Genomic DNA, 18,913 nt, shown 5'->3' on the forward strand with positions numbered 1-18,913 from the left:
AAGTTGATGAAATTTTCCCATTTTTGTAGCATTAAAGAATGTGGTCCGATGTGGAGTGGAAAAAAAGTCATAAAATTTTTTAAATCTAATGGCTCTATCAGTCAAAAAGTACTTGGCGGATACTTAATCAATTTGCTATTATTGATATTTGTTGCCGGCGCAAGTCTGCTGGGAACATTTAGATTGAAAGTTTGGGTAAAGAGTACTGAGAAGGTAGACCAACTTCTTGATCAGATATATATATCACGAATCCAGGCTGAAAAGTTAACACTAAAGAATGATACCACCACCAAGCTGGAAGTGGATAGTTTAACTCTGCGTATTGAGATGCTGCTTCATGACGCTCAGGAAAGTTCTCTTAATGCCAAAAGCCAGGAAGAGCTTTCTTCTGTCGTTAATTGGTTGGAAAAATATAAACAATATTGGCTTCTGGTTATCGATTTAAAAGATCGGCGTAAAGAAGTTGAACATCAGATGGATTCTTTATTTCAGGATGTTTTTTCAGCGGCAAGGGAACCGTTTCCCCGTCGATTAAGCTGGGACCATCAAGCATCCAGAAGAGAGGAGGCCGAACTTTATAACGACTTGATCTTCCAATTGCTTCATTTAAAGGAGATAGAAAAGCAGTTATGGAATTATCCGGCCGAAAGGGTTACCCAAGAATCGGTGGAGCTCGTATTTAGACGTATTTTAAGTTTGATTCCACCCGATGGTGTTGTTCCCCCTGGCTCCTCGGCATATCAACCACTGATGCGGATGCGTCGTGGCCTCGCCACTTATCAAACACGAATGCAGGAGTTGGTGCAAGCCATCGACGATATTGAAAGAATTCAAAAATTGATGGATCAAAGTTCACAGAGTATTCAACATTCTGGTGAACAGGCTTATTATTATCAAAACCTGGCGATGGAGCGTTGGGTTTTAATAAGCTTTGTGGTTTTATCGGTTTTTATGTCTCTGGCAATTATTTTAGGCATTTGGCTTGCCGTTATTTTTTATCGTAAAATTAAGCGGGATGAAGAGACCAGAGAGTTGGCCGCTCGTCAGTTACAAACCAATCGTCAGTTACTTAACGATATAATTAACAATAGCTCTTCTTTAATTTATGTTAAGGATTTGGACGGCCGATATACGCTAATCAACCAACCCATGGAAGAAACCCTGGGGCTTGAAGCACATCGTATAATAGGCCGTACTGACAAGGAGATTTTCCCTGACGAGGTGGCAAAAGTGCACCATAAAAATGATGATGAAGTTATCAAAGCAGGGTGTTCCATTCAAAAAGAAGAGTTTTTCCCTGCAGGGGATACAAAACGTATTTTTCTTTCCAATAAATTTCCCATTAAAGATCGGGACGGCAAAATTACGGCCATTTGCGGTGTGTCGACAGATATTACGCAATTGAGGCAGGCCTTGCATGATTTAGAAAGGAGCCGTGAAAATTATCGTAATATCGTTACCAATGTTCCCGGCATCGTTTACCATTGCCGTAACGATAAAAAGCGAACAATGTTGTTTATTAGCGGCGGCGTTGAAAAAATTATCGGTTTAGGAATTAATGCCTTTATTCAGGAAGGGCAATCTATTATTCCGTTCATCGAAAAAGAGGATGTTCCAAAAGTGATGAATACCCTCGAAGAGGCTGTTCGTAATGGGAGACCTTATGAAATGGAATACCGTATTCGGGATCTTTTTGGAAATCGTAAATGGCTTTATGAGAAAGGATTGCCTGTTAACGACAAAGTTACCGGTCAAACTACATTTCAAGGGGTTATTATTGATACCACGGCTCAAAAAGAGGCGGTCAACGAAATAATGGTAAGAGACCGTTTATTGCAAGGAGTTTCTGAGGCCCTTAAAGAACTTATTGCCAGTGTCAATTTTAAGGAAGCACTTCAACGTGCTCTTCGCGTTTTGGGCGAAGGAGCCGGTGTAGGGTGTGCTTTTGCTTTTAGAAATTATCGTAACGAACCGGGAAAGCTTCTTTTTAAGCATTTTGTGGAGTGGGAACAATCGTCGGTAGAACCGGTGCAACGTAAAGATATGGCCGGTCTCTCTTATGAAAATATAAATCCTTCTTGGTATTTTAAGTTAAGTGATCAGAAAGAAGTAGTTGTAGATGTAAATACTGCCACTCCCAGGGAGCAATCTTTTCTCAGGAAAATGGGAGCTGCTTCTATGTTGATAGTCCCGGTTTTTGTGCATGATTCATTTTGGGGTTTTATTGGTTTTGCCAGGGAATATAAAGCTGAAGAATGGCCTGAGTCTCAGAAAACGCTATTCAAAGCCTTTGCCGTAACCATGGGGTTAATGATTGCGCGCTATGAAAGCGGAAGAGAACTTCAAAAAGCCAAAGAAGCGGCCGAAGCTGCCACCAGGGCCAAAAGCGACTTTTTGGCCAGAATGAGTCATGAAATTCGTACACCCCTTAATGCAATTATTGGATGGACCCATTTGGCTCTTGAGAAAGATAATACTCAAGGACAAACGGAGTATCTGAAACGTATTCAATCTTCTTCCCGGTCTTTGTTAGGTATCATTAATGATATTCTCGATTTCTCAAAGATTGAAGCCGGAAGACTTGAATTGGAATATATTGACTTTGACCTGGAACAAGTGCTTCAGAACTTAGCGGATATGGTATTGTTTCGGGTCAACGAAAAAAATCTGGAACTGGTTTTCGATATAGCTCCCGATGTGCCTTTGAGCCTGGTTGGGGACCCCTTACGGTTGGAACAAGTGCTGGTTAATCTGGTAAACAATGCGGTTAAATTTACCGATAAGGGTTATGTAAGTGTAAAAATTGAAGTTAAGTCGCTTAAAGGAGAAAAGGCTGAATTATTATTTGCCATTGAAGATACCGGTATCGGGCTTAAGGAAGAGCAAAAAAATAATTTGTTTAAGGCTTTTTCACAGGCGGATGTTTCTACCACCAGAAAATATGGAGGCTCCGGACTTGGACTGGCCATATGCAAGCGCCTTACACATATGATGGATGGAGAAATTTGGGTAGAGAGTGAGTATGGCAAAGGAAGTACCTTTTATTTTACCGCAATTATTGATCGTCAACTTATTCAGAAAAAAGATCAGATGCGGCATGCCTTTGAAGTAGAGGGTGATGGCGCAATGGTGGCCTGTTTAAATGTGAAGACCGCCTTGAGTATTAAAAGTATGCTTGGTGACTTTGGCTTTCGCGTTATGCGTACTTGTTCTTACCCAACTTTAATCTCACGGCTTAAGCAGATCAATACCGAGTCTCCTTTGTGGCTTTTATTTTTGGATTGGAGTCTTATTGCGGGTAATAGCAATCAGGCTCTTAAGGATTTATTAGAATTTAAGGATCGTTTTGAGCATTTGGTCATAATGTCATCACCTTTTCATGTGTCCGATATTCAAAAGCAATGGAGTGAGGCGGGGCTTTCGTTCGTCGTCATGCATAAGCCCGCTAATTATACTATTTTATTTGATGCTTTGATGGATGCCATGGGGGGTGGAGAGGCTCAAGACCACGACGAGCAAATTAAAGAGAATAATTACCGCGACTACCTCAAGCAGAAACGCCCATTGCGTTTGTTAATGGTTGAGGATAATGAAACAAACAGACAATTGACAGTGGAATTACTGTCGATGGCCAATATTACCACTGATGTGGCAACCAATGGACAGGAGGCACTGGATTTGGCAAACAACAGCAATGGGCATTGTCCTTATGATGTAATATTGATGGACATTCATATGCCGGGTATGAACGGATATACGGCTACCCGAAGGTTGAAGAGAATTGAAGGATGGAAAGAGGTGCCCGTTGTTGCCATGACTGCCGAAGCCTTGGGAGATGTTGAGGCGCAATGTTTGCAGGCCGGCATGGCAGGCTTGGTTGGAAAACCCATCGATCCCGATGATTTGTTCAGAGTTATTTTTCGTGTCGTTTTCGGCGAACCCGACGTTTCAGGGAAAGCATTGAAACGTTCTGAAAAAGGTAGAGAATACAGATTCCCCAAAATTGAAGGGCTCGATGTCCAGGCCGGCATTCGTCGAATGGGAGGACGTTCTGATTTGTATCGACGACTTCTCGAAGGTTTTTGTCATGATTATAAAGATTTGGGCGATAAAATCAACCAATTACTGGAAAGAGATAACTTTGACGAGGTGGCCAGGATACTTCATTCCTTAAAGGGGATTGTGGGTACCATGGAAGCTACAGGTTTATACGAGCTTGCACAAAAAACTGAAAAATCTTTTAAAGAAAAGGCCCCGGTTTATAACTTATTATTAGAAAAACTCGTAAAAGAAATCAATCGACAAATTAAACACATTAAAAAAAGCAAAATTATCACGCAGAATTAAGCTGTTTTTCGACCTTTTTCTAATACCTTTTGGAGTAGTAGTGTTATAGTCGTAGCTATTTTATGCATTTAATTTTGCTGAATAAAATCTGGATACAGCCGGGGCCTATTACCGGATATTTTTTGCCAAATCGAATTGGTCTGCTTATCCCAGATAGTTCTTTTTAATTGTAGGTTTAACTTTCAATTTATTAAATCTGAGAGATTCAGGTTTGGATTTTTGTTTATTTTTTTGTTATTTCGTTCCGATTTATAAAGAAAATTATTTATTAACCTTTAAAATATATCGCCTATAGAACACTTTTACAAGCTAACTCTAAACTATTGATCATGGTAGAACTTAAGACGCTGTCTGATGAGGAGCTTGTAAAAAAGTTTATATCAGGCGATGCCAAATCTATTGATTTATTAATTGATCGGCACCATCAACAGATATATACTTTCATTTTTTTGATGGTTCGCCAACGCGATTTGGCAGAGGATATATTCCAGGATGTTTTCGTTAAAGTAATTCATTCCCTGAAATCAGGGAAGTATGCAGAAAATGGCCGTTTTTTGTCATGGGTAATGCGCATTGCTCATAACCTGGTAATCGATTATTTTCGGAAGAAGAAAAATTTACAAATGGTATCGAATGATCAGTATTCATTCGATATTTTGAATCATCCGAAATTTTCGGAACATACAGTAGAAGATAAAATCGTTTATGAGCAGATGCTTTCCGAAGTTGCGCAACTGGTAGAATTGCTTCCTAAATCTCAACGAGAGGTTGTTAAACTTCGCCACTATTTTGGACTCTCATTCAAAGAAATTGCCGAAGAGACCAATGTTAGTATCAATACAGCACTGGGGAGGATGCGCTATGCATTGATTAATATGCGCAAAATGATGGAAGAGCGGAAAATGTCTTTAACTTTCTAAAAAAACTTAGTTTCTTTATACGTGTTTCTTCCTTTTGCATTGTCATATTATTGAGTTATTTCAAAAGCTAATGGCACTATGAATGCAAAAGAAATTAGGAGAAACCTGTATAAGGTTTTCAGAAAGACTGGCATACCACGCGAAGTGATTGACGAAAAGGCTTCATTGAAAGAGGACCTGTTTATGGATGATGTTGATATGACCTGTTTCCTCTTTTATCTGGAAACAAGATTTAATGTTGAGGTTAAAAATGAGGAATTGCCAAAGTTAAATTCTGTGGGATCAACCATCAATTTTCTGCAGCAACATTGTGCTTAATATCACAATTTGGTTTTAAAACAACAACACGCGAAGCTGGCCGGTTAGCTTTAATTGGTAAGTTTTCCGGCTAGGTTTATTTTTGTTTGTTTTGACTCTCTGTTGTTGGGCTGAATATTTTTTTTATGGATTCATCCGGAGCTATTATGTTATATTGTGACCAAAAATCGGGATCGTAGGTCTCAATTTGGTCAGATAAAATATAATTTTCTTTAAAGGAATCGGACCATTTTATTGCTTTCCATTGTACCTCTCGCAAATCGGTAATTAGCATTTCCGAAACGGTATTAAAAATTGATCTTACTTTATTTTTCCGGTCTGTTATTTTCATTTTCAACTCTCCCCGAACACTGTTAAGTATCAATTTATCCTTCCATGGGCGATAGTCAATATGGTATTTGGCAAAATATGGTCGGGCCCGGTAGCGTCGACTGTCTTTTCGGATCAAATATGTTCTGCTCTTGCGAATGGTTTTTTTTGTCATTTGGAAATCTACACTAATGATGGCAAAGTTTTTTTCATCAACTCTTATTTCTCCTTCATAAAGTAATTCGCCATCGTCAATTACCGGTTCGAAGCCTACCACAAAAACATTGCGTCCTTGTTCATAATCCATTCCATTAAAGGTGTATTTGTATTTGAAATTACCTGCCTGGTGGGGTAAAAATCCGCCTGCTCGTATCACATCTATGCGGCTAAAAAGCAATGGGCCCCCTTGCAATTTAAAGTCGATCAATTTCATATCACCTTCGGTTTTCCCTTTCCTGCCTTTGACAAATCTCACTTTTTCATGTCCAAAACTATGATTATAGGGTGGTTTGTATATTTCAATTACCGCCTCAGAAACATCTACATATACTTGGTCTTGTTGTATACTTTCCCTGAAAAATGCAGAAAGCAGGAGGGGAGAGCTGGAGTAATTTTGTGGAATACGTCTGACAACCTCCTCCATTATTTTGTTCGGGTTAATATATCTGACCAGTACTTCGGGAAGGGGAATTGAGGTTTCTTGTAATGTAATATTTAAAAAGGTATCAACAGGTGGTATGGGGATGGTTTTCCGAAGGTAACCCAGGTTGGAAAAGACCAAATTTTCATCGATCAGTTTTTGAGGAAGTGAAACGCTAAAGTATCCCTGGTTGTTGGTTGTTGTTCCAATGGTTTTGCCTTCCACGCCAATATTGACCATTGGCAAGGGACTATTATTTAGTGCATCTTTAACAATGCCTTCAATGTGAATGGTTCCGGGTGGAAGTCGAAAGGGATCATACGATATGATGATTTGATTGGCTCTTTGATGAATCCTTATTTGCTTGTTTTTTAATAGTTCTAGTAGCCATTCATCTAAATTGACTGAATCGGCAACTGCATAAATTATACTATCACCGTTTACAACTGAGGCATCATACGAAAATGAAATGGCAAAATTAGTGGCCAATGAATCCATGAAAGCTGAAATGGAAATGCTGTCGTATGAAAACGAATATTTTTGGTCAAATACTTTTGTTGTCGATTGCGAAAAGCTGTTAAACAGCCCACCTATGATAATGTATATTGTTATTAGAAATTTCCGAGAAAAATATAAGTTATTCTGATTAGCCATATGTGTTGAACAGTAAGCCATTTGAATAAAATTTACTTATTATTGGCCAATGGGGAAAAATACTTGGTTTTTCGTTACTTGTTCTTAGTATTTTATGGAAGAGAACGTATGTATTAGAACTCTTTATTGCCCCTACAAACAGCCCAAAGGCTTTGTGGTTTAACAGCCACATTGTTATTTTTCCTGTTTCCTTTTTCTTTCTATGTTAATGATTATGTTCTTGTAGTAACAAGCTTTCGCGGTCATGCTCGTTTCATTCATTAAAAGCATTTTTGGATAAAAAAATGGTATCACCTTCTTGTCTTTGATTTAAATTAAAGGTAATACAAACCACGTCAAGAACAAAATCTAAAGAATTATTGCTGAAACGGGCCGTAAGTTTTTGATCCAGAAGTGTGGGGTCCGATATTTGGATGGTAACACCATAAACCCTTTCAAGAGTTTTTGCAACTTCGTTTAAAGGTGTTTCATTAAAATTGATTTTCCCTGTGAGCCACGCCAAAATATTGGGGTCGGTAGATGATACTATTTTTAACTCACCCGTTAATTTATCAAATAAAGCAGTTTCTCCTTTGTTTAACAGTGCTTGGGGCTGTTTTGAGGAAGCTGAAATTTCAACCTTTCCTTCCAGAACAGCAACCTCCGTTACATTAAGGTTCGGATAGGCGCGCACATTGAAACGCGTTCCGGTTACCTTGATGGTTATACCACCGGCATGAACAATAAATGGCCATTCACTATTGCCTTGTACCTGAAAATAACCTTCGCCGTCAAGTTCTACCACTCTTTGGTCTGAATCAAAGGGTTGTACACAGGCAATTTTTGAGCCTCTGTTTAGGGTTACGGTACTTCCATCATTCAGTACCATTTTTTCATGAGGGTTGTTCGATACAATCAAAGAGGATGATGCCTGTTTATTATTAGGCAATAGCCACCACAAAATCCCTAATACCAGTAAGAATATAGCTGCTATTGAAATCCATTTATTAGAAAAAGTCCTGGGATGAGTTATATTGGGCTCAGTGCCGTCAGTGGTAAAGTTTCGTACTTTATTCCATGCTGTAGAGCTGTCAATTTCTTCTTTCAGCAAGGCTTCCTGACCCAGTTCCCAGCTTTCTTGTATTTTCTTCCATTCTTCTTTATTGGCAGGATTCTCGTTTAACCATTTTTTCAATAATCCATGGTCTATTTCATCCGCTTCGCCACTTAGTATTCGTGCCGCCAATGCCCAGTCAATATGTGGTTTCTTTTCTGTCATTATTTTTTATTTGTTGTTCTTTTTTAAATTCCCGGATTATTAAATATTCTATATTATCCAATTTCAGATTTTTAGCTTTTACGGTTAGCTTTTTTCTTTTCCCTAATGCGTGTTTTTCTGTTTTATTGTTCCAAAAGCAATTGTTTCACGTAACGTTTTTAATGCTTTCCCCATTTGTGCTTCAACAGTTTTGGGCGATATATTCAGAATATTAGCAATTTCTTTATACTTTAGTCCGTCTAATCGACTCATTTTGAATATCTTCTTACGTTGGAGAGGCATCGTGTCGATAATAGAATAGACCAACTTCAACATTTCCTCTTTCTGTTGAATATCGTTTTCCTCAACGTCCGGAAGTTGAGGAAGGTTATCTACAGAATAGTGATATCGTGACCGCTTTATAACATTCAGACAATGGTTTCGTACCGTCATCATTAGATAAGCGTTCAACGATTTAATTTTTAATACATTACGTTTTTCCCATAATTTAATAAACACCATTTGAACAATGTTTTCCGCTTCCATCCGGTCGGGAATCATCTTCATTGCAAATAGCACTAAATGAGCGTATTTGGCATGAAACAACTGTTCGAAAACATGTTCATCACCTTTGGCTATACGTTTTACTATTTGCTTGTCTGTTAGTGACTTTTTCATTTAAATTCATTTCACCCACAGGGCGATTTTATAGCTTTGTGTTTTGAATGTTGATGTTATTTCCAATAACCTCATAATGTTCAATCATTAATATGACACAAAATTTACAATAAACCCTTATTGTAGGAGATATTTTTTTGACCGAAAGAAGGTTGAATGGACAAAAATAAATAATTTGGGATTAATTTTTTTTCGGTTAAATAGCCCCGGAACTGACAATAAATATTTAAAAGCTTTTGTGAATTTAAACCAAATCTCTAATCATATTATAGGACTAAAATGGTTAATTTTGGACGATTTAAAATCAAATTCAAATGGCATTAAATTTACGAGCTTGGATTATATCCTTCCGATTGAGAACCTTGCCCTTAGCTTTGTCTACAATTTTTATGGGTTCGCTTGTCGCGGCCGGACAGGGTCAATTTAGGCTGTCCGTATTAATATGGGCCTCTTTGACTACTCTGTTTCTTCAGATATTATCTAATATGGCCAACGACTACGGCGATGCGGTATCGGGGACGGATAATGAGGAAAGACAAGGTCCGCAACGAATGATTCAGAAAGGGGTTATAACATTAAAACAAATGAAAAAGGCCATGGTGCTATTTGGTTTATTGGCCTTGATATCGGGTATAATTTTAATCTTTAAGGCTTTATCCGGTCACATTTTGATGATTGTTACTTTTTTCCTTTTAGGAATTTCGGCATTAATTGCAGCCATAAAATATACCGTTGGTTCTAAGCCATATGGATATCGAGGCTTAGGCGACCTTTTTGTTTTTATATTTTTTGGTTTGTTAGGCGTAGGGGGTACTTATTATCTACATGCCGGCAGCTGGCAATGGCCTGTGTTGCTGCCTGCTGTTTCAATAGGTGCCTTTAGTACGGGCGTTCTTAACCTTAACAATATTCGTGACATAAATAGTGACATTAAGGCCGGCAAGAGAACCATCCCGGTAATGATTGGCAGAAAAATGGCTGCTTTCTACCATTTATTTCTTATTTTATGCGGATGGATGGCTTTAATTGTATGGTGCATTGTTTATGAGCCTTCTCGCGGTCCATGGTTAGCTCTTTTGGCATTACCGCCTTTTTTTGTTAATGGTATTGCAGTGCTACGTTTTAAAGCACCTTTGTCCGGGCTTGATGGTCAACTAAAGAATCTGACTCTTGGAACTTTACTCATGGTCATCCTGTATGGAATTGGATTATATCTATTTTAAAAGTTATGCTTAAAGCCGAATATAAACCTTATACATTAAAATTTAAGACACCGGGAGGAACATCGAGGGGAGTACTAACCCAAAAATCAGGTTGGTTCATTTATTTGTACCATGCAAATAACCCTTTAAAAAAAGGTATTGGAGAATGTTCTATCCTGCCTAAATTAAGCCCGGATGATAAGCCCGGGATTGAAGATAAAATAAAATTTGTTTGCGAAAATATAGATTCTCTTCAAGACCGTTATCATGAAGTTTTAAAGGATTGGCCTGCGGTTCGATTTGCTGTGGAAACAGCGATGATAGATTTGAAGGGTAGTAAAAGCGGCATCCTTTATCCTTCCGACTTCACGCAAGGGAAGTGCGGAATACCTATAAACGGGCTTATCTGGATGGGGACAATTGATTATATGTTGCAACAGATAGAGGACAAAATAGAGGCCGGATTTACTTGTCTGAAGATGAAAATTGGCGCTTTGGATTTTGAGGCGGAGTATAAAATACTTCAACAGCTTAGAAAGCGTTTTTCTAAAGAGTTTCTTGAATTAAGAGTTGATGCCAATGGGGCTTTTACACCGGCCGAAGCACCGGGTATTTTGGAGCGGTTGGCAAAACTGGATATCCACTCAATTGAACAGCCCATTATGGCGGGACAATGGCAGGAAATGGCTCTTTTATGTGAAAATACGCCGCTTCCCATAGCTCTGGATGAAGAACTTATCGGTGTCTTCGAAATAGATGAAAAAAGAAAACTTGCTGAAACCATTCGTCCTCAATATTTAATTTTAAAACCGGGTTTACTTGGAGGCTTTAAAGCTTCGCTCGAATGGATTGAAGTGGCTAATCAGATTAATGCCGGATGGTGGGTTACTTCGGCGCTTGAAAGTAATATAGGTCTCAATGCCATTGCTCAATGGACTTTTACACTCAACAATCCAATGCCTCAGGGCTTGGGAACGGGACAAGTCTTTACTAATAATGTGACAGTCCCTTTATTTATTAAAAACGGTCAGTTGTGGAGGCATGCCTGAATTATGCAATACAATTTTAAAGCATACAGACAATTAACCATTTATGGTGAAACTTATCATTTTGAAGATTTGATGACTTTGTGTCATCAAAAACTTGCCGACGCTCAAACCTCTGAATGGGAAAGAGCACTATATGCCTTTATTGCTGAATGGCTTAGTGATGATGAGTATGTGGAGATTCAAACTTCCGGCTCAACAGGGAAGCCTAAAAAGATGAAAGCGGCTAAGAGTGCTATGTTGCATTCGGCTTTTAACACCATCGAATTTTTTAGGTTGAAACCGGGGATGAAGGCTTTACTTTGCCTTCCTGCCGGTTATATAGCCGGGAAAATGATGGTGGTCAGAGCTTTTGCCGGAGAACTTAACCTGTTGCCTGTTCCTGTCTGTGGAAGGCCGTTGCAGTATCTTTCCGAATCTGTGGATTTTGCTGCTTTAACACCCATGCAAATGATGAATGAACTAACAGATGGCAAAAGTGCCTTACATCTGTTAAAAAGGGTTATTTTGGGTGGAAGTGCGGTGACAGCCCTATTGGAAAATAAATTAAAATCTCAGCCTTTTCGGGCATGGGAAACATACGGAATGACTGAAACATTGTCACATATCGCTTTAAGACCTTTGAACGGGCCAAAAGAAGTAGCTTTTTTTACACCTTTGAATAATGTTAAGGTGACGACAGATTCTCGAGGATGTTTAATGTTAAAGGCCGGAGGTATTACCAATGATTGGATAGTAACGAATGATTTGGCTGAAATTAATGAGGATGGAACATTTCGAATTAACGGAAGATTCGATAATATTATCAATACCGGAGGAATAAAAGTATCGCCCGAAGTAATCGAAAAAAAAATAGAAGGGATTATTCCCGGACCTTTTTATATCTCTTCGCGTCCTCATGCTTCGTTAGGGCAAGAAATTGTGCTTGTGGTTGAAAAAAAACCTAAGGATGTTCATACTATACTTAAACAATTAAAAAATATTCTGCCACCCTATCAGGCCCCAAGAGATATTGTTGAAAAAAGACCTTTCCCGATGACCGCGAATGGGAAAATTAAAAGAGTGTGACCATTCCTGCCTATCTTTTGGTATCTTTGCTGGTCAATTTTGATTGTAATACGATGCGTAAAAGAAAATTCGATAATTCCAATTACATATCCATTAAAGGGGCCCGGGTACATAATCTTAAAAATATCGACCTGGATATTCCCCGAAATAAGTTTATCGTTATTACCGGTGTTTCCGGTTCCGGTAAGAGTTCTCTTGCTTTCGATACACTATATGCGGAAGGACAACGCCGGTATGTAGAAAGCCTCAGTGCTTATGCCCGACAATTTCTCGGACGGCTCGACAAACCCGAAGTAGATTATATTAAAGGCATTCCACCAGCTATTGCCATTGAGCAAAAGGTAAATACCAGAAATCCCAGGTCTACCGTTGGAACTTCCACCGAAATTTATGACTATCTCAAACTATTATTTGCCAGGATTGGTAAAACTTATTCACCCATCTCGGGAAAAGAGGTGAAAAAACATAATACCACTGATGTTCTGAATTTTATCAATGGGTACGATGACGGCACCAAAATGGCTGTACTGGCTCGGGTCTCTATTCCTGAAAACCGTACCTGCCACGAACATTTACAGGTATTATTACAGCAAGGGTTCAGCAGAGTAGAGTCAGAAGGTAATTTTATACGTATTCAAGAATTATTAAAGGATGATGAAAAACTGAAACGGTGCAAGGAGCTAAACCTGGTAATTGACAGAATAAGTGTCAGTAAAGAAGATGAAGATACCGTTTCGCGAATTGCCGATTCTGTTCAAACTGCATTTTATGAGGGGAAAGGTGAGTGTTTGATAAAAATTTTCAAGGGTGATACTACAGAAGGCTTTACTTTTTCTAATAGGTTTGAAGAAGATGGCATTGCCTTCGAAGAGCCTTCCGAACATATGTTTTCGTTTAACAATCCCATTGGTGCCTGTCCTACTTGCGAAGGTTTCGGAAATGTTATCGGCATTGACGAAGACCTTGTTGTTCCCGATAAAAATTTGTCTGTTTATGATGATGCCATTGCTTGCTGGCGGGGTGAGAAAATGGGTGAATGGAAAAATCTTTTGGTGCGTAATGCGCATAAATTCGGGTTCCCCGTTCATAAACCATACTATCAGCTGACGCCGGAACAAAGACGCCTGTTATGGACCGGCAATCAGTATTTTCATGGATTGGATGAATTTTTTAAACATCTTGAATCCAAACAATATAAAATTCAGTATAGAGTAATGCTTTCCCGTTACAGAGGAAAGACGGTTTGTCGGGATTGTAACGGGACACGCCTTAAAAAGGAGGCCATGTATGTTAAGGTAGGGGGGAAGAGCATCCATGAGCTGGTCTTAATGCCGGTATCGGAGTTGGCAGAATTTTTCCGTAATCTTTCTTTAACCGACCATGAATTAAAAGTAGCAAAACGATTGCTTACCGAAATCAATGCCCGATTACAGTTTCTTAATGAGGTAGGATTAGGGTATTTAACTCTGAACAGACTTTCATCGACGCTTTCGGGTGGTGAGAGTCAACGTATTAACCTGGCAACCTCTTTGGGTAGTAGTTTGGTCGGGTCATTGTACATTTTGGACGAGCCAAGTATTGGTCTGCATCCTCGTGACACTCATCTTCTGATAAATGTGCTCAGGCATTTAAAGGCCTTAGGAAATACAGTGATTGTGGTAGAGCACGATGAAGAGATTATTCGTGCAAGTGACGAAATCATTGATATTGGGCCGGGGGCCGGTCAGCATGGCGGAAACGTTGTTTTTCAGGGAGATTATAGAGCATTGGAGCAAGCAGATAGTCTCACAACACAATATCTTAACGGGACCAGAAAAATAGAAGTTCCTTCGTCCCGACGCTCGTGGAATTTGGCATTGGAAGTTGCAGGGGCCCGTGAAAATAACCTTAAAAATATTAATGTAAAATTTCCCTTAAATGTTTTGCATGTAATAACAGGTGTTAGTGGGTCCGGAAAATCGTCGTTAGTGAGGAAAATACTTTTTCCTGCATTGAAGAAAATAAAGGGTGGAACTGCTGAAAAAGCCGGAGACTTCGATTTGCTGAGAGGGAATACCGAAGCCATTGCAGATGTTGAATTTGTTGACCAAAATCCAATTGGAAAATCTTCCAGGTCTAATCCTGCCACATATTTAAAAGCCTATGATGAGATTCGAAAGCTAATGGCCGAACAACAGGCTTCAAAAATTAATGGATTTAAACCGGCCAGTTTTTCTTTCAATGTGGAGGGTGGACGTTGCGATGAGTGCCAGGGCGAAGGTACTATAAAGATTGAAATGCAATTCATGGCCGATATCGTTTTGACTTGTGAAAGTTGCCATGGGAAACGTTTTAAACCCGAAATTCTTGACGTAAAATATCGTGGTAAAAATATATACGATATTCTGGAGATGACGGTTGATGAGAGCATTGCTTTTTTCGGGGAAGCACAGGGAACAATTGAAAAAAGAATCGTCACCAGGTTAAAGCCACTATCGGAAGTAGGCCTTGGTTATGTGCGTTTGGGACAATCGTCGAGTACGTTAAGCGGTGGTGAGAGTCAACGTGTTAAGCTGGCTTCATTCCTGGCTCTGGAGAAAACCGAACCAACGCTTTTTATTTTTGATGAACCCACAACAGGTTTACATTTCCATGATATCCAAAAGTTGCTGAAAGCGTTCCGGGCATTGATAGAAAAAGGGCATTCTATTATTGTGGTCGAGCACAATATGGAGGTGATTAAATCTGCCGATTGGATTACCGACCTTGGTCCCGAAGGAGGTAAAAATGGTGGTAATGTAGTGTTTGCCGGAACACCCGAGGATATGGTAAAAAGTGGTCATGGGTACACTTCACGGTATTTGGCGCCATATTTATCGGTTGGGGTCAATGCCTACTAAGATGGCAACACATCCGCCTTTCTGAGTTTGTGAGTTGTCATCTTCGGTTACTGTTACTTCTATGGATATGGTACGCGTAGCTTCGGCCGTAAAATCCCATTTCGAAGCATAATCGTAACGGGCATTATCAAACAATATCTGGTTGTCGTGAAGGATTCGGAAATGTATGGGAGGTAAATCTGCTATACCTTTTACCACAAAACGGTATTTTTGACCTTGAAAAATTGTCTTTCTTAGAATAACCGTTTCACCTTCACCCAATATGGTTGCAGTGAAGTTTCCGTCATGGACATAGGGCGAAAGTTCCGGTTTGGACAAAGCCCTGGCAAAGCCGCTACATTGGGGTGAGGCACTCGGCAAAATGCCCGTTAAAAAGGATACCATTAAAATACCAATGTACCATTCTTTTTTGAGTTTTTTTAGGGCTTTAATTCTGTATTTGTATTTTGCGGGCATTGTCAGGATACAAAGTCAGACCTAATTTCTTCAATTTTTTTACATAAGCGGACAAAATCTTCCGGTTCAATTTCAATTTCACTTTCTGCCCGGATGGTTGTTAAGCGACGAACAGTATCGGTAATTGCTTCTATCGGGGAAGTATTCACAATTGTTACTTTATCGAAGGCTGCTTGCAGTTCTTTAAATATGCCAATCAATTTGGCTATATCGGGATTATCCTGATATGTTTCCAACATGTTAAGCAGGGTTTCCAATGATAACTTTTGATATAAAATTCTCTCAACCAAATTTTTATTGTTTTCCACAGAACCATTGGTGAGGGAAGATGCCAGGTACAGGCCTTCAATCCATCCGCCGGCTAACACCATGACCGAAACTGCTGCTCTGTTATTATCAGAGAGGTATGCATTGGCATTCATGTATGTTTCGGAAATAATATCCATCACCACCTCTCTGTTGTTCATGTTCTCTTCCAGCTTTTTGATGGTTGCTTCATCCACAATACCTAAAACACCAAGTTCTTCAGCCAGTTGACGGGCAACATTCATGTATTCAATGGTTGTTTCCGACTGGTCAAAGAGACTGGAATAACTCAAATCGGCACTGTATATTCCTAAATTAAGTGCCATTTTTAAATTGGTATTGTATTTTGAAATGTTACCCGGTGAGTTTAACCGCGTTTTATCAAAAGTGGCACCGGCTTTCTTTATAAGCATTGAAGTCTCTAACGGTGAGGGAAGAGAATACAATATCAATTTCGATTTTTTTAAATCTTCTTTCAATTGATTTTCTATAGCTGCAGATTCTATCTCTTCTTTTTCCGATTTTTCTGATTGCTTTTTTTCACCCTGTGAATGACAGGCTGAAAAGAATATCATAATGGTCAGCAATAATCCGAAACTACTGAATGAACATTTTAAATGGTAATAATGCTTCATGTCGAAAAAATTATCTTTAATGGCTTCCGAATTCCCGTGGTTTATGCCTGAATGTTGAATGTCAACGAAACAAGCATTACATTTGACGGGTTACATTTTTCAATAAAAAGGAAATATCATTATACTTTTACCCCGGCACAATGGTCGGGTAATTTTTATCCTTTTTTTATTTATAACTACAGGTTGTTACAAGATAGTACAATAAATTCTCATTTTCAAACCCATATAAGATTTGAAAAAAATGGTGTCCGGAAATTTGCCCTAAGATAACCTTTGTCTGTAAGATTGTTCAAAAAGGAATTTTATTCAAAATTAGAAAAATATTTCATAAACTGTGACCGTTCGTACATCACCGGATTTTTAATACTGCTATAATTCATTTTCCCTCTGAAATCTTCTACCGAGTTAAACTTCTTGTCATCCATCCATTGTTTCATAAAATCATTTATCCGGGTGATAACGGAGGGACCGTTTTTGTAAATAGCGGAACAAACCTGAACTGTTTGTGCACCGGCAAGTAATAACTTAATGGCAGCAGTGCCGTCATGAACCCCTGTAGAGGCTGAAATATCAATGTTTTTAATTTTGGCACTGGTTATTGCGACCCATCGTAAGGATTGTCTGATGTCAGCAGGAGTGCTAAATACTTCTGCCGATTTGAGCTGAAGAGTATTTATGTCGATATCCGGTTCATAGAAACGATTGAAAAGTACAGCACCTTTAACCCCCGAGACGGAGATTCGGTTAATTACACCAACCAGGTTAGAAAAATAGGGGCCTATCTTCATGGCTACCGGAATGGTTACCACTTTACTAACCATTTCGGCAATCTGAAAATAGAGCTTTTCGTAATCAGCTGATTGGCTGTTTTTGTCGGTGTTGATTCGGAAAACATTCAATTCCAGGGCATCGGCACCGGCATTTTCAATCTCCTGTGCAAAATTCACCCATTCATCAGCCGAAAAACAGTTAATACTGGCTATAACGGGAATCTTTACTGCTGCCTTAGCATCGCGAATTAATTTCAGATAAGCACTTACCGAATGTTCTCTGGTATATGCTTGTATATAATCCATAGCCTCAGGATAATCCATCCCATGACCTCTGTCTATTTCGTGATTTATTTCGTGGGATATTTGTTCTTCAAATAAAGATTTTAACACCACTGCCCCGGCACCGGCATCTTCCAATTGTTTTATTTTTTCAATGCTGTTGGTTAATCCTGAGCTGCTTACAATTACCGGGTTTTTTAGTTCTATACCCAGATAGGTGGTCTTTAAATTTGCCATGGATTATTGATATTATGTTGTGATAATTATATCGTTTGATTCGTTTATTTATCCGTACTTAATACCTGATAATGTTCTGTAAAATCTAACGCGTCAAAAAAATAAATATTTTAATGACAGCCGGTTAAAACATTTTTTGCATCAAAAATGATATCGTAACAGGTTAACAAATATAATCAAAAGCTGCGAAGTTTCAATGATTACTGATACCGGCGTTCACCAAAAATTGCGCTGCCAACCCTTATCATATTGCTCCCTTCTTCTATGGCTATCTGATAATCACCGGACATGCCCATGCTAAGGACAGAGAAGGTGCTATTATCACTGAAATATCGATTTTTTACCGTATCAAAAAGGTTTTTCAATGTTTTAAACTCTGAACGTATTTTTTCCTTATCTTCTGTAAAGGTTGCCATTCCCATTAACCCATTGATGGTTATGTGGTTAAGGTTTTTGATTTCATCGCCATCCAGGATTTCGAAAAGCTCTGTCTCATTAAGGCCAAACTTAGTTTCCTCTTTTGCTATGTGAATTTGAAGCAGGCAAGGTATAACACGATTGTTTTTAGCCCCCTCCTTATTAATGGTCTGGAGCAACCGCAGGCTGTCAACACTGTGTATTAGTGAAACGTAGGGTGCTATGTATTTTACTTTGTTACGCTGCAGGTGACCAATCATGTGCCATTGAATATCTTTGGGCAGTTGTTCGTATTTTTTTGTCATTTCTTGCACCTTATTTTCTCCAAAAATACGATGGCCCGATTGGTAGGCTTCCATAATTTGTTCTGCCGGCTTGGTCTTCGAGACAGCCACTAAGGTTACATTTGCCGGCAACTGCTTTTTTAACTCCGTAAGATTTTGTGACACTGTTGACATGGTTGATGAATAATATTTTACAGACTTTCGTTTTCCAATATTTTTTCAAAGTTT

Annotated in this window: 14 protein-coding genes; 7 read left to right on the forward strand and 7 right to left on the reverse strand. The window is 38.9% G+C overall.

The window, feature by feature from the left end:
• Positions 1 to 48: 48 nt before the first annotated feature.
• The 3 genes from BM130_RS11375 (at position 49) to BM130_RS11385 (ending at position 5,585) form a co-directional block, all read left to right on the forward strand.
• Entirely contained in the window at positions 49 to 4,347 is a 4,299-nt protein-coding gene (locus BM130_RS11375; RefSeq protein WP_044138303.1) for an ATP-binding protein, read from the forward strand.
• A gap of 329 nt (positions 4,348 to 4,676) precedes the next feature.
• Positions 4,677 to 5,267 carry an RNA polymerase sigma factor gene (locus tag BM130_RS11380; RefSeq protein ID WP_010526087.1) on the forward strand — a complete coding sequence of 197 codons (591 nt, stop codon included), beginning with the start codon at positions 4,677 to 4,679 and terminating at the stop codon, positions 5,265 to 5,267.
• Positions 5,268 to 5,345: 78 nt separating this feature from the next.
• Complete coding sequence (locus BM130_RS11385; RefSeq protein ID WP_010526086.1) at positions 5,346 to 5,585, forward strand: acyl carrier protein; 240 nt, start codon at positions 5,346 to 5,348, stop codon at positions 5,583 to 5,585.
• Between the two features lie 76 nt (positions 5,586 to 5,661).
• Here the strand turns inward: BM130_RS11385 and BM130_RS11390 are convergent, their stop codons facing one another.
• The 3 genes from BM130_RS11390 to BM130_RS11405 all read right to left on the reverse strand — a co-directional run bounded on the left by BM130_RS11390 (position 5,662) and on the right by BM130_RS11405 (position 9,103).
• On the reverse strand, positions 5,662 to 7,209 hold the full coding sequence (locus BM130_RS11390) for a carboxypeptidase-like regulatory domain-containing protein (RefSeq protein WP_138956819.1): 1,548 nt from the start codon (positions 7,207 to 7,209) through the stop codon (positions 5,662 to 5,664).
• A gap of 232 nt (positions 7,210 to 7,441) precedes the next feature.
• Positions 7,442 to 8,446, reverse strand: coding sequence for a FecR family protein (locus BM130_RS11400; RefSeq protein ID WP_010526084.1), 1,005 nt, complete (start codon positions 8,444 to 8,446; stop codon positions 7,442 to 7,444).
• A gap of 102 nt (positions 8,447 to 8,548) precedes the next feature.
• The gene (locus BM130_RS11405; protein ID WP_010526083.1) at positions 8,549 to 9,103 is read right to left on the reverse strand and encodes an RNA polymerase sigma-70 factor; all 555 of its coding nucleotides are present in this window, start codon (positions 9,101 to 9,103) and stop codon (positions 8,549 to 8,551) included.
• A gap of 314 nt (positions 9,104 to 9,417) precedes the next feature.
• Here BM130_RS11405 and BM130_RS11410 point away from each other — a divergent pair, with 314 nt between their 5' ends.
• From BM130_RS11410 to uvrA, 4 genes are read left to right on the forward strand one after another with little or no spacing between them, the layout of a single operon-like run.
• Positions 9,418 to 10,326 (forward strand): 1,4-dihydroxy-2-naphthoate polyprenyltransferase, encoded by a 909-nt coding sequence (locus BM130_RS11410; RefSeq protein WP_010526082.1) that lies wholly within the window; start codon positions 9,418 to 9,420, stop codon positions 10,324 to 10,326.
• A gap of 5 nt (positions 10,327 to 10,331) precedes the next feature.
• Positions 10,332 to 11,354: an o-succinylbenzoate synthase gene (locus BM130_RS11415; protein ID WP_010526081.1), complete on the forward strand. Its 1,023-nt coding sequence runs from the start codon at positions 10,332 to 10,334 to the stop codon at positions 11,352 to 11,354.
• A gap of 3 nt (positions 11,355 to 11,357) precedes the next feature.
• Complete coding sequence (locus tag BM130_RS11420) at positions 11,358 to 12,419, forward strand: AMP-binding protein (protein ID WP_010526080.1); 1,062 nt, start codon at positions 11,358 to 11,360, stop codon at positions 12,417 to 12,419.
• A gap of 53 nt (positions 12,420 to 12,472) precedes the next feature.
• Positions 12,473 to 15,298 (forward strand): excinuclease ABC subunit UvrA, encoded by a 2,826-nt coding sequence (uvrA, locus tag BM130_RS11425; RefSeq protein ID WP_029626433.1) that lies wholly within the window; start codon positions 12,473 to 12,475, stop codon positions 15,296 to 15,298.
• Here uvrA and BM130_RS11430 read toward each other — a convergent pair.
• The 4 genes from BM130_RS11430 to BM130_RS11450 form a co-directional block, all read right to left on the reverse strand.
• Positions 15,272 to 15,754, reverse strand: coding sequence for a hypothetical protein (locus BM130_RS11430; RefSeq protein ID WP_010526078.1), 483 nt, complete (start codon positions 15,752 to 15,754; stop codon positions 15,272 to 15,274). The genes uvrA and BM130_RS11430 overlap by 27 nt on opposite strands.
• Before the next feature lie 2 nt (positions 15,755 to 15,756).
• Positions 15,757 to 16,695 (reverse strand): hypothetical protein, encoded by a 939-nt coding sequence (locus tag BM130_RS11435; RefSeq protein ID WP_010526077.1) that lies wholly within the window; start codon positions 16,693 to 16,695, stop codon positions 15,757 to 15,759.
• 302 nt (positions 16,696 to 16,997) lie between these two features.
• On the reverse strand, positions 16,998 to 17,984 hold the full coding sequence (locus BM130_RS11445) for a dihydroorotate dehydrogenase-like protein (protein WP_010526075.1): 987 nt from the start codon (positions 17,982 to 17,984) through the stop codon (positions 16,998 to 17,000).
• Positions 17,985 to 18,184: 200 nt separating this feature from the next.
• On the reverse strand, positions 18,185 to 18,859 hold the full coding sequence (locus BM130_RS11450) for a YggS family pyridoxal phosphate-dependent enzyme (protein ID WP_010526074.1): 675 nt from the start codon (positions 18,857 to 18,859) through the stop codon (positions 18,185 to 18,187).
• Positions 18,860 to 18,913: the final 54 nt, after the last annotated feature.

Source organism: Thermophagus xiamenensis, assembly GCF_900112795.1.
GTDB lineage: Bacteria > Bacteroidota > Bacteroidia > Bacteroidales > Marinilabiliaceae > Thermophagus > Thermophagus xiamenensis.